We start from the raw sequence: 13,110 nt of genomic DNA on the forward strand, positions 1-13,110 counted from the left end.
GAGCGGATGATACAAATCATTAATGTAAAATAAAAGATTCTGAATCTGGAACATACAAGGCATTTTGATTGTTTTACCGACATTAATACTTACATAATCTGAATTCATTCATCCTTTTATCGTAAATTGCAACCCAGAATTCTTGATTTTAACCAAGACCTTAAATTATGTCAGCGACTACTCGTTTAAAATTCATCGACACACAAAATTCACAGTTCTTTGCAACAGTGAAACGTAATGTCGACCAATACTTTAAAGAAAATAATATTTCAAAAAACGCAAATGCGTTAATGATATTTAAGAGTATCTTTTTCTTTGGCGGAGTATGGGTATTTTATGGATTAATTTTATCTCAACATTATTCATTACTGGCAATGCTATTTTTAGCAATGGCAATGGGCGTATTCAAAGCAGCATCTGCTTTCAACATTTCTCATGATGCCATGCATGGCTCCTACTCTTCAAAAGAATGGGTAAATAATCTGTTAGCTTATACGTTCAATATTCTTGGTGCGAACATTTCTGTTTGGGTTGTAAGCCACAACATCGTTCACCATACATTCACAAACATCGAAGATCATGACGAAGATTTGATTGTTGCTCCGGGTTTGATTCGTTTAACAGCTGGAGATAAAAAATCTAAAATTCAACGCTTCCAGCATTTATATGCGTTCTTCTTGTATGGCTTTGCAAGTCTTTCATGGGTACTTCGTAAAGATTACATGAAGATGTTTCAGGATAAGATCGGTCAGCATGTAACAAATCATTATACAACCAGAGATTATGTTGAATTGTTTGTTTACAAAGCAATCAACTACACAATCTTCATTGTTATTCCATTGGTAGTGTTAGATATTACCTGGTGGCAATTCTTAATCGGTTTTGTTGCAATGCATTTTGCAATGGGCTTTACATTGGGACTTGTATTCCAATTGGCACACGTTGTTGAAGAAACTTCTTTCCCGGCAACAAACGAAGCTGGCAATATTGAAGAAGCATGGGCTGTACATCAAATGTGTACGACTGCGAACTTCGGTATGGATTCTTTTGTAACAAGTTTCATCTGCGGTGGTTTGAACTTCCAGGTTGAACATCATTTGTTCCCTAAAGTTTGTCACATACACTATCCAGCAATTTCTAAGATTGTTAAAGAAACTGCAGAATCAATGAACGTGCCTTATTTATATAATGACACATTCTTTACTGCACTGCACTCACACTATCAGGTATTAAAAAAATACAGCTTAGAAGCTGCTTAAAACATTTATAAAATTGAAATAAAAAAGTCCCGCCAATGAGCGGGACTTTTTTATTTATAAAATATTTTTGTTAGAATTATTTTTTAACCATCCTGTACGTCATCTGTTCTCCTGCATCGTTAAATACATGTACAATGTATATCCCTGCATCTAAGGATTGTGTATCGATCAATGTTGAATAGTTGTTAAGCTGTACTTGTTTTACAACTTCGCCTGTTAACGAAAGTATTCTGACATCTGTAGTTGATGCTGCTCCATTCAAATCAATTGTAAATGTTTCTTCAAACGGATTCGGATACAGCTCTACATTTTTTAACGTTGCATTTATTGTAGCCGTAGTAGTGGTAATCGTAAACGTTTGTGTGCTTAATTCAGAAGTTCCGCCCGCAGTAGTAACTGTTATTTTTCCTGTGGTAGCTCCTACTGGTACTGTTACCGTAACAGACGATTCGGTATTATTTGTGAAGCCAGTTGTGACAGCGGCTGCACCTTGAAATTTAATTTTTGTAATGCCAGACATGCTTGTACCCAAAATGGTTAATGAAGATCCCACTGAACCACTTGTAGGAGTTAAACTTTCAATTGTTGGAACTGGAATTATCACCGTGAATGTTTGTGTACTTAATGCGGATGTCCCTCCTGCATTTGTAACTGTTATCTTCCCGCTTGTAGCACCTGCTGGTACTTCTACAGTAACAGAAGTTGCAGTATTATTTGTGAAGCCTGTAGTAACAGCTGCGGCAGTTTGAAATTTGATCTGAGTAATACCTGATAAGTTCGTTCCCGTAATAGTCAATAAAGTGCCTATCGGACCGCTTGTAACACTTAATCCTGTGCTTGCTATAGCAGGTAAGGGGTTCGTTATGGTAAAGGTTTGTGTGCTTTGTGCAGATAAACCTCCAGCGGCTGTAGTTACTGATATTGTACCTGTTGTTGCGCCTATTGGTACGGTTACCGTAACGGAAGTTGCAGAGTTATTTATAAATCCTGTTGTAACAGCTGCTGCACCTTGAAATTTAATTTCTGTAATGCCTGCCAGGTTCGTACCTGTGATAGTTAGTAATGAACCAACCGGACCACTCGTAGCACTTAAACCCGTAGTTGCAATTGCAGGTGTAGCTGATCCAACCGTAAATGCTTGTGCACTCAATGCCGAAGTTCCCAATGCTGTAGTTACGGTAATTTTTCCGCTTGTTGCTCCCGCAGGCACTGCAACAGTAACAGAATGATCGGTATTGTTTGTAAACCCTGTTGTAACAGCTGCTGCTCCCTGAAATTTAATTTCTGTTATTGAGGTCATGTTAATTCCGGATAGCGTTAAAAGAGTCCCAGCCGGACCCACAGTAACACTTAAACCAGAAGTAGCAATTGCCGGAGCGGACTTCGTTCCTCCGTATTCAAATGCACCAATATCCATCACACCTTGACGTGTATACGTACGCTGGTCTTGAGCAACATTATAAACAACATTTCCTTTATTAATAGCAGGGCTATTTGATTGTAACGACATAGTTGGTGTAAAGCCTCCATTATCTGCTATAGCATTTACCTTTGCATCAGCCGGGCTTGCAGTGGTTCCAATATTATCCCCAGACGGACTGGGATTGCCGGAAGAAAGAAGTGTAGAATTTTCTGACCCTATAATATTTCCTCCCTGTGAAATTGTAGTTCCATTCACTTCAGCACTACCAGAGGTTATTGAATTATTAGCAATAATTGAATTTCTTATGTACGTATAATTATTACCTACATTATCAACTGTTCCAAAACCTGTTGCACCTGTTGTAAAGTTTCCTACAATTGTTGAATTATATACATACACAGCGGTCGCATCCCAATTGCAGATTGCTGAACACATTGGAGCAGTATTGCCTGTAAATGTGCAATTCGAAACTGTTGCAGTTGAAGACGTCCATACAAAAAGTGCGCCGCCTTGAAATCCGCTCTTGTTATTTAAAAATGTACAATTTGAAATATAATATGTTCCGCCATTCACAATTAATCCTCCTCCGGAATCTGAGCTTGATTGTATATATCCATTTGAAAAAATTACATCATTAATATAAACTGTCCCTTGTATACAATTCATTAGTCTAAACTTGGGGGCCGTAATATCTCTGGTAATTGTTGCTCCATTTCCGAATATATGTAATTCATTCAGAGGTGTTCCATCCTCCCAGATTATTGGCAAGCCAGAAGATCCAAATACACCTGTATATGCTTCTGTTGTTAATGTATAGGTGCCAAATGCTGCCAGATTAATTGTATCCGGCTGACTATTTGTGTTGGAGATTGTAATTGCATTAGCCAATGCAATTACATCTCCATTTGCAATCATAAAGTTTGCAGCATGTAATTTAGAAGTAGTTATAAAAATAAATAAGCTACTTAAAATTAAAATTTTTTTAACGTATGAATGTTTCATAAGAAAATTAGTTTAATAGTTAGTCAAATGAATAGCACCGAATAGTAAAAAACAGAAAAAATTATTTGTCAATAAAGAAATTTTCTGTCGCATAGTCAAATATATTGAATGCACAAAAGGACTAGCCTTACAGCTAGTCCTTTTAAATGCATACAATGCATGTTTTGTTTATTTAACAACCAATTTTGTAGTTGTTAAATTTCCTGAAACATCCTGAATTTTTACTAAATAAATACCTGCGCTTAGATCTGCAACATTAAATACAGCATCTGAATCCGTCAAAACAATTCTGCCAAAATTATCAAACACATTCACAGAAACAATTTCAACCGAACTTGAGATTGTTACTTCAGTACCATTTGATACCGGGTTTGGATAAATTGCTAGTGCATCCACTGTTTGAACTGAAGATAGATCGTCCGCATCTGCATCTCTTAAAGTTGATGCTGCAGGAGCGCCTGTATAATTGCATGTTGTGCAATTTGTATTTGCTCCGGATAACAAGGTCAAGTTATTTTTGATCTCAAATCCGTTTGCGTCACATAATGAAATTTTTCCATTTAAAGATGCCTGATTGATCTGTGTATAATTAGCAGAACTGATCAACGCACATGAAGTTGTTGCGCCGCTCAACGTTGTTCCATTTAGATATATATCTTTCGTTTTTACTATTGAACCCGCTGCAATTGTACCTGTTGCACTATTGAAACGAGTGTCGTTAGATACATCTAACGTACCGTTGTTCGTAAATACAACATTACTGTTTACAAAATACGATTTCGCTTTTGTAGTACAGTTGTTCAGCATGGTACTATTTGAATTATTGTAAATGGTGTTTGAAACATTCAACAATCCATTGTTGGCAAAGTAACTGTTGTTGTTCAAGTCACCTGTTACATTTAAGGTGCCGTTATTAACCACATAACTTCCGGAATTAAAATTAACGCCCTGCTTAGCCGTTATGGTTTTGTTGTTTGTCAATTTACCGGCAACATTTAATCCGTAATTAATTATCACTGTTCCGTAATTTTCAAGAACTGCATTTGCACCGTTAAAGTTTATACCATTCAACGTAACTGTCCCTAAAATTGTCACTTTGCTGTTGTTCGGTATATTCAGCCATTGCAAATTCGCATTACCAATAATTACAAGATTCCCGCCATTCATATTAATGTTGCCTGTAAATGCATTCACAATTTTAGCATTTTCACCCGCATTTATATCTGCATTCGACAAGCCATCCAATACCTTTGTATATGCTGCATAGGAAGCAGTTGATGTAATAGGTGATATAATGCAATTGCAATTTTCAGGTCTTGTTAATAAAATTGATGAAGTAACAGCACAACCATTTTTATCCGTAAGTGTTGCGCTATATGTACCTGCTAATAAACCTGCAATGGAAGTAGATGTTGCACCTGTGCTCCATGATGTTGTATATGGCAATACTCCGCCTGTTCCCGCAATCAATGCGATACCATCGCCATCCAATGAACAGCTTGTATTGTATGAACCGATCACTGTTGGACTTGTTATTGAAGCAACAATTTTTGTTGGCTGTGTTAACAAAACAGAAGCATTTGCTGTACAACCATTTTTATCTGTTGCAATTACAGAATAGGATACTGCACTCAAACCCGAAACTGTTTTTGTTGTTCCTCCGTTCGACCAAAGATAGTTGTACGGACCAACACCACCTGCAACCGTAGATGTTGCAGAACCATTTGTACCGCCAAAACATGAAACATTAAATCCGGAATAATTACTCAGATTCGAAATAGCATTTGTTAAAATAGTTGGCTCTGTAAGTACTACTGATGCAGCAGCTGTACATCCGTTGGCATCTGTTGCTACTGCAGAATAAGTACCTGCAGTCAATCCTGTAAGCGAAGAATTTGTTGAACCAGTTGACCATAACACATTGTATACTGGAACACCGCCTGTTACAACAACGCTTGCTGAACCAGTTGATGCACCTTTACATGTTACACCAAATCCGTTATAATCTGAATGACTCGATACAACTGTTACTAATGTTGGTTCGGTAAGCACTACTGATGCTGTTGCAGTACAACCATTTGCATCTGTTGCTACTGCAGAATAAGTACCTGCAATTAATCCTGTAAGCGAAGGACTTGTTGAACCAGTTGACCATAACACATTGTACGCTGGAACACCGCCCGCCGCAACAACACTTGCTGAACCAGTTGATGCACCTTTACATGTTACACCAAATCCATTATAATCCGAATGACTTGAAACAACTGTTACTAATGTCGGTTCTGTAATGATTACTGTATCCAGAACAGCACAGTTATTTGCATCGGTTACACCTACATAATAGATACCTGCTGCCAATCCTGTAACTGCATTTGCTGTAGATCCATTTGACCAGTTTACGGTATACGCAGGAACACCNCCTGCTGCAACAACAGCTGCTGAACCATCTGAAGCACCTTTACACGTTACACCAAATCCATTATAATCCGAATGACTTGAAACAACTGTTACTAATGTCGGTTCTGTAATGATTACTGTATCCAGAACAGCACAGTTATTTGCATCGGTTACACCTACATAATAGATACCTGCTGCCAATCCTGTAACTGCATTTGCTGTAGATCCATTTGACCAGTTTATGGTATACGCTGGAACACCGCCTGCTGCAACAACACTTGCTGAACCATTTGAGGCACCTTTACACGTTACACCATAACCATTATAATCCGAATGACTTGAAACAACTGCTACTTTAGCTGGCTCTGTAATGATTATTGAATCATTGACAATACAGTCGTGAGCATCTCTTGCAGTTACATAATAGGTGCCTGCTGCCAATCCTGTAAGCGAATCATCTGTTGAACCAGTTGACCACACGATGTCGTACGATGGAACACCGCCGGCTGCAACAATACTTGCTGAACCATCTGAAGCACCATTACATGTTACACCGAATCCGTTGTAATCGGAATGAGTTGAAACTGCTGTAAACAAAGTTGGTTCAGTAATAACCAATGTATCATAGATCGAACAATTATATGCATCCGTAATAGAAACCGTATATGTACCAGGTGCTGCATCTGTTAACTGTGCATCCGTTGAACCATTCGACCAGGCAAATGTAAACGGACCAAAACCACCTGTGAAGAGTACTTCTGCTGCCCCATTTGCACTACCATTACATGTCACATTATTTACAACGGTTGAAACCAATGCGATTGTACACGGGATAACAGTTATGGTTACAATTTGAGAAGGTACTCCATGATTACCGGAGTGGTGATATATATCTTCCAGATATAACGTAATTGTATGTGTTCCTGCATCTGCTATAGATGGCGTACCTGTTAAAGAGCCCGTTCCGTCACCGTTATCAACGAATGTTAACCAGGAAGGAACTCCGCTGCCAATAACTTCCAGTTCATCACCGTAAGGAATGTCCGGATCTAAGCCTGTAATTAAATATGAATACGGTTGATTTACAATTACACTTGCAACAGGTGGTGTTGAAGTAAATATTGGTGGTGTATTTACAATCAAACTAATTTTGTGATACGCTTTATCACCATAACTATCTGTTGCTTCAAATTGAATTTCTCTTTCACCCCAATCCGCTACAGTTGGATTCCAAAAGAAATTAGCTGTTGTAGGATTAGCAGCAACCGAGGGTAGAGGTGTTAATGTAGCTGTTGCTGGTTTATTAATAACATTTGTAAGCCTTACACTGTCTAACGGATCAGGGTCGGATGCCTGAACCGGGAATTGAAATGGTGTGCCAGGTTCAGCACCTAACTCAATACCATAAGCCGGTGTTGGCGGAACATTAAATACTGGTTTTAAACTAACAACAATTGTTACAAAAGATGGTGTCTGAACATTTACATTATCTGTTGCAGTAAAATTAATTACAAAAGTTCCAAATTGAGTTGCTGCAGGAGTCCATGAAAAAGTTGTGGCAACAGGATTGGCAGGATTTACAAAAGGAAAACTAGAACCGATTGGCAAACCAACTGCAGTTAAAAAAACAGTACTTCCAGGATCCGTGTCAAATGCCTTAACACCAAAAGACAAATTTTGGCCTGGTGCTATTTGGAAAACGTTTCCATCCACTGGTGTTACACCATAATCAAATTTAGGAGGAGTAGATTGAGCAACCATACTAACTATAAGATCGGCCAGTACAGACGTTTTGCCATCGCTTACTATTATACCTAAAGCATATTGTTCGTTCAAAAGTTTGCCGTTTCCGTTAAACGTAACTATACCTGAAGTAGCATTTATTGTGGTTCCTGCAGGTAGCACATAATTGGCAGCACCCATTTCAGCTGCTGTTGCTAATCGATACGTTACTGGATCTCCATCTGGTTCAGAATATCCAACTGGAATAGTTGTAATTGTATTGATTTGTGCAGTTTTAATTGGATTTACTGTTATAACGGGAGAGTTGTTTGTTGTACCAACATTGATCACAGATGTACTTAAATAGTCTCCATCTGCTGCATTTTTTAACGTGCTTATCCGACAACAACCTGCAAATCTTAGAGTGTAATCCCTAACGGTTGGTATAGGTGGATAGGTTTTTATATAGACGAATTGTCCATAAAACCAATCATCTGTGGGGTTTATCGAAGTTACATTTAATTGTACTGCAGTTGTTGTACCATCACCTAACTCCAATGTACCTGTATTTACTGTCCCACCCAGAACGACTCCCGGAAAAAACGATTTTCTCCAGGCTTGAGAAACAGTAATTCTGTAGGTATTACTAGATACGCCAGATACTTTTTCCCATGACATAGTGCCATATCTAAAGTGCGTGGCTTCGGAAATGTTACTTAACGCTAAAAAGAACACACTGAAAATTACGACTCGCAACACATATTGCATCGTATTACTGATTTTGTTGAGGTTTTTCATTAGGGGTAGTTTTAAAAGTTTTCAATTAAATGAATATTATAACAAGTAATGAATCAAAAGTAAGTATTAAAAAATACGATACAAATTACATCAACTTTATTTACATTAAAATAATATAAATAGCTATTTAATAGCATTTTGAATATAATATTTAACATTATTTCAATATAAATATATGTTAAAACATTTAATACAATTAAAATATTACATATAAAATTAAAATTTTATATGTATCTTCGATATGTGATCTTCAGTTAGAAAAAACAAATACAGAATTTAATATTTATTTTTTCTGATTTTTTATCGCTTCTATTCAACCCCTTCTAGCTAAATACACACATGAGAAAACAAGCGCCCGGCTATCTTTCTGACTTAAACATTAATTGGAAAAATTATGCTCAATTCCTGACTAGAATTGACGTTGAGCCTAAAACAAAATTGCTGCTTCAAGGTGAGGTTGCTGACAAACTTTTTATTGTTGAAAAGGGTGGTGTGCGCATGGGCTTTGAAAAAAACCAAAAGGACTTCACTCTACAATTTTTCTTTGAGAATGAAATGGTCACTGCAGTTGAAAGTTTGTTTTGTGAAAGTCCAAGCAACTACTTCATTGAAACGATCGAACATTGCACCATTTATTATCTGACAAAAGAAAATTTAGATGCAATGGATGAAAAAGTTCCTGAAATGGCTCACCTTACACAAAGTATCTTAATGTCCCGATTGGTTTATTATGCGAATCATTTAAATAATTTTATTTCAGAAAGTCCTGAAGAACGTTTCAATAATTTAATAGAAAAGCGACCATATATTTTTATGCGTGCAGCTCAACGTCACATAGCAACCTACTTAGGTATAACAAATGTATCCTTAAGCAGAATAAAAGCACGAAAATCAATTACGGATGTATTAGCACCTAAAGCAAATAATCTAAGCGTTGGCTAGATAATAAAAATTCTTTTCGATGAATCGTATAAAAAGGGAATGAACAGTTTAAAAGTCTGTTCATTCCCTTTTTTTTATTGCTTTAACGATTCCCCATTTGTTTTAAATGTACTATATGCGAAGCTATAGCAAAACGTACATGGGAGTACTCGTTATATGTAATGTTATATTCTTCACAAACCTGCTTAACAATCTTACTGATTGCAGGATAATGTATATGCGAAATGTGCGGAAATAAATGATGTTCTATTTGAAAATTTAAACCTCCGGATAACCAGGAAACAATTCTGTTCTTTGTGGCAAAATTTGTTGTTGTCTTCAATTGATGTAATGCCCATTCATCTTCCAGAACTCCTGTAGAAACATCTACCATTGGGAAGTGGGCATCCTCTACTGTATGTGCCAATTGAAACACAATGCTCATGATAAATCCTGTACACAATGCATATGTTAGAAAACCGATCAGCCAAGGTAAAAAGCCTACAAAATAAATCGGCAATGCAATAAAGAAAAACACGTGCGCCAATTTGAATCCCCAAAAAGTTATGTGATCCAGGATGATCATTTTTTTTATTTTTAATTCACCGACTTTTCCTGTAAAGTATTTTTTATAATCCGTGAAGAAGATCCAATACATATATAAGAAAGCATATACAAGCCAAAAATATAAATGTTGAAAGCGATGGATCTGATATTTTTTTTGATTGTCACATAAACGCAAAAAAGGCTTTGCATCTATATCATCATCCAACCCTTCAATATTTGTAAATGTATGATGTATAACATTATGTTTCGACTTCCACATAAATACGTTTGCGCCAAACACATTTAAAGAAAGTCCGGCCAATTCATTTATCCATGCCTTTTTACTGAAACTTCCATGCGCTCCATCGTGCATAATATTAAAGCCTATTGCAGCTGTTGCGATGCCAAGTAAAATGCATTCTACTAAACTGATAAGGATATATGGGGCAGTAAAAAATACTACATGAATATACATTGCAATAAAGCATGTTGATATTAATACCGCTTTTATATATAACTGAGTTCCGCCGGTTGGCTTAGATTCTACATCAATAAAGTGCGTATTGATACGTTTTCTCATTTCAGAGAAAAACGGTGTAGTTGGAATAAGAAATTTAGGAGGTTTCATAGTGCGGGATTCTTGAACGACGGATGATCTCGCAACTCAAAAACAATGTTTTGTTTCTACTGTAAAGGTACGAATTCCTTTTGGTTAAGTTATCAAGTACAAGAACCGTGCTATGAAAGCATGAATCTTTGAATTCTCTTATCTCCAATCTACAACATTGCCTCTATCTTTGGTTAACAGTGCTTTAGGGATAGATTTTTTTATTTCTTCTTCTAAAAGTACCAATAAACGTTTTTTAGAATAATTGCGGGTGTAGGCAAAGCTGACTTCACGCAAGGGAACCGTTTCAAATTGTTTGACTTTTGTTGTGACATCTTTGCTTAAAGTATCTACGGCCAATTCGGGTAATAAGGTAAACCCACCCTCCTTTTCAACAAACTTTTTGAGTGTTTCCAACGAACCACTTTCATACTCAAATGGCAATTCACTTCGTTTGGAGAGTTGATACGAACACAAGTTCATCACCTGTGAACGAAAGCAATGGCCTTTGCTAAGAAGCCACAGATCCGGACTTGCGATATCGGTTGTCTTCAATGTTTTTTTCTTAGCCAATGCATGATCTTTATGAATATACAGAACCACCTTTTCATAAAACAACGGCCGCTCTATCACGCCGCTTTCATTTAAAGGAGTTACCAGAATCCCAACATCCAAGATGTCCTTCTTCAATTGCTGAATAATTTCTTCCGTCATCAGTTCGACAATTTTAACTTTCACCAATGGGTACTTCTGGGTAAACGCACCTATGAAAAGCGGCAACAGATAAGGCGCCAACGATGGGATAATACCAATGCTTAGTTCTCCGGAAACATCATTACTGTTTTCTTTTATCAGTTCCAGTATCTTTTTACTTTCTGCAAGGGTTATGCGCGCCTGAGCAATAATTTTTTCACCGACTTCTGTGGGCACAATAGGTTGCTTCGTCCGATCGAAGATGATAACACCTAAGTCGTCTTCCAGCTTTTTTATCTGCATACTAAGCGTAGGCTGTGTGACAAAACATTTTTCCGATGCCGTAACAAAATGCCTGTAGGTATCTACCGCAATTATATATTCCAGTTGTGTAAGTGTAATGTTCATCATAATTCAATATAGTTAAAATCTATACTATCATAAAAACAATCGATTTGAATTATAGTTCAACATAACCCAAATTTGTATCAATCAATTACACAAAAACATTCATCATTATGCAAAATAGAATCTTAAGCGTGGGAAGTACATTCCCTGCATTCAAAAAAACAGCCGTAGTATCTATAGAAAAAGGAAAAGAATTTGCCGAGATCACTTCCGACAATCTGGTAAATGAAAACAATCAATGGGCCGTTATGTTCTGGTGGCCAAAAGACTTTACGTTCGTTTGTCCTACCGAAATTGCAGAATTCAACAACGCATTCGGAGACTTCAGAGACAGAGATACTACACTTATAGGCGCTTCAACAGACTCTGAATTTGTGCACGCGGCATGGAGAAGAGATCACGAAGATCTGCGCGGATTAAAATTCCCAATGTTGGCAGATACTTCTAAATCATTGGCAGAAGAGTTAGGAATTCTTGAACCGAATGAAAAAGTTGCCTTACGTGCTACATTCATTATAGATCCACAAGGCATTATCCGTTGGGTTAGCGTAAATGATTTAAATGTAGGTAGAAATGTAAAAGAAGTGATCCGTGTATTGGATGCCCTACAAACAGATGAGCTATGCCCATGTAACTGGGAAAAGGGTCAGGAAACAATTCACGCATAGATAATTTCAGCGCATAGATTTATTGGACTCTATGCGCTGAATCTAAACAAGAAAATTATGGTACAGGTAAATGAAACAACAGCTGAATTATTGCAGCTACTGAATATACAGGATGGTGTTACTCCAAATGTCTTGCAAATACTCAATGAGTCTGACGCACGTTACATTCGTGATCTCAAAGTAAATGTTGGAAATGTATTGGTAACAACTCATCTTACTGAAAAAGAAAGTGCCTTGCTTGCATTATCTATTTCGGCCAATCAGAAAAATAATATTTTGATTGCAGGCTTTCAAAAATTAGCAACAGAAAAAGAAGCTTCTGTAGAAGAACAAAACGAAGCGATCTCGTGTGCAAGTCTTCTTGCAGGCAACAATGTGTTCTACCGGTTCAGGCATTTTCAGCAAAAGGAATCATACAATACGATGCAGGCCAAAATCAAAATGAACATTATGATGAAGCCTGTACTTGGAAAAGAATTCTTTGAGTTAATGAGTCTTGCGATCAGCGCGGTTAATGGATGTGAAATGTGTGTGAATGCCCATGAACAATCTGTTAGAGAGCTGGGAGCAACAGAAGAACGTGTGTGGGACGCAATTCGTCTAGCTGCAGTAATTACAAGTTTAGATAAAATAATTTCATAAATAAAAAGCGGAAGGTATAACAGC

The 13,110-nt window shown here is 37.1% G+C and carries 8 protein-coding genes; 4 read left to right on the forward strand and 4 right to left on the reverse strand.

Annotated elements, in window-relative coordinates:
• The first annotated feature begins 167 nt into the window (after positions 1-167).
• Positions 168-1,259 carry a fatty acid desaturase family protein gene (locus tag A3EE_RS0100880; protein ID WP_018341530.1) on the forward strand — a complete coding sequence of 364 codons (1,092 nt, stop codon included), beginning with the start codon at positions 168-170 and terminating at the stop codon, positions 1,257-1,259.
• A 76-nt stretch (positions 1,260-1,335) separates the two neighbouring features.
• On the opposite strand, the gene A3EE_RS19815 is transcribed toward A3EE_RS0100880, so the two are convergent.
• Both A3EE_RS19815 and A3EE_RS21095 read right to left on the reverse strand, forming a co-directional pair.
• The gene (locus A3EE_RS19815; protein ID WP_083921230.1) at positions 1,336-3,684 is read right to left on the reverse strand and encodes a choice-of-anchor Q domain-containing protein; all 2,349 of its coding nucleotides are present in this window, start codon (positions 3,682-3,684) and stop codon (positions 1,336-1,338) included.
• A gap of 168 nt (positions 3,685-3,852) precedes the next feature.
• Positions 3,853-8,601 (reverse strand): beta strand repeat-containing protein, encoded by a 4,749-nt coding sequence (locus A3EE_RS21095; protein ID WP_083921231.1) that lies wholly within the window; start codon positions 8,599-8,601, stop codon positions 3,853-3,855.
• Between the two features lie 339 nt (positions 8,602-8,940).
• On the opposite strand from A3EE_RS21095, the gene A3EE_RS0100895 reads away from it, so the two are divergent.
• Positions 8,941-9,543 (forward strand): Crp/Fnr family transcriptional regulator, encoded by a 603-nt coding sequence (locus A3EE_RS0100895; protein ID WP_018341533.1) that lies wholly within the window; start codon positions 8,941-8,943, stop codon positions 9,541-9,543.
• An 82-nt stretch (positions 9,544-9,625) separates the two neighbouring features.
• Here the strand turns inward: A3EE_RS0100895 and A3EE_RS0100900 are convergent, their stop codons facing one another.
• Positions 9,626-10,696 carry a fatty acid desaturase family protein gene (locus A3EE_RS0100900; RefSeq protein ID WP_018341534.1) on the reverse strand — a complete coding sequence of 357 codons (1,071 nt, stop codon included), beginning with the start codon at positions 10,694-10,696 and terminating at the stop codon, positions 9,626-9,628.
• A gap of 138 nt (positions 10,697-10,834) precedes the next feature.
• Positions 10,835-11,779 carry a hydrogen peroxide-inducible genes activator gene (locus A3EE_RS0100905; RefSeq protein ID WP_018341535.1) on the reverse strand — a complete coding sequence of 315 codons (945 nt, stop codon included), beginning with the start codon at positions 11,777-11,779 and terminating at the stop codon, positions 10,835-10,837.
• A 107-nt stretch (positions 11,780-11,886) separates the two neighbouring features.
• On the opposite strand from A3EE_RS0100905, the gene A3EE_RS0100910 reads away from it, so the two are divergent.
• Together A3EE_RS0100910 and A3EE_RS0100915 are read left to right on the forward strand one after the other, a co-directional pair.
• Positions 11,887-12,444 carry a peroxiredoxin gene (locus tag A3EE_RS0100910; protein ID WP_018341536.1) on the forward strand — a complete coding sequence of 186 codons (558 nt, stop codon included), beginning with the start codon at positions 11,887-11,889 and terminating at the stop codon, positions 12,442-12,444.
• Between the two features lie 57 nt (positions 12,445-12,501).
• The gene (locus tag A3EE_RS0100915) at positions 12,502-13,086 is read left to right on the forward strand and encodes a carboxymuconolactone decarboxylase family protein (RefSeq protein WP_018341537.1); all 585 of its coding nucleotides are present in this window, start codon (positions 12,502-12,504) and stop codon (positions 13,084-13,086) included.
• Positions 13,087-13,110: the final 24 nt, after the last annotated feature.

It is taken from the genome of Cytophaga aurantiaca DSM 3654 (genome assembly GCF_000379725.1).
Taxonomy (GTDB): Bacteria; Bacteroidota; Bacteroidia; order Cytophagales; family Cytophagaceae; genus Cytophaga; species Cytophaga aurantiaca.

Excerpts from the sequence above, each read along its gene's own strand:
- A3EE_RS0100880 (WP_018341530.1), top strand. The coding sequence starts at position 168 with ATGTCAGCGACTACTCGTTTAAAATTCATCGACACACAAAATTCACAG.
- A3EE_RS19815 (WP_083921230.1), bottom strand. The coding sequence starts at position 3,684 with ATGAAACATTCATACGTTAAAAAAATTTTAATTTTAAGTAGCTTATTT.
- A3EE_RS0100895 (WP_018341533.1), top strand. The coding sequence starts at position 8,941 with ATGAGAAAACAAGCGCCCGGCTATCTTTCTGACTTAAACATTAATTGG.
- A3EE_RS0100900 (WP_018341534.1), bottom strand. The coding sequence starts at position 10,696 with ATGAAACCTCCTAAATTTCTTATTCCAACTACACCGTTTTTCTCTGAA.
- A3EE_RS0100905 (WP_018341535.1), bottom strand. The coding sequence starts at position 11,779 with ATGATGAACATTACACTTACACAACTGGAATATATAATTGCGGTAGAT.
- A3EE_RS0100910 (WP_018341536.1), top strand. The coding sequence starts at position 11,887 with ATGCAAAATAGAATCTTAAGCGTGGGAAGTACATTCCCTGCATTCAAA.
- A3EE_RS0100915 (WP_018341537.1), top strand. The coding sequence starts at position 12,502 with ATGGTACAGGTAAATGAAACAACAGCTGAATTATTGCAGCTACTGAAT.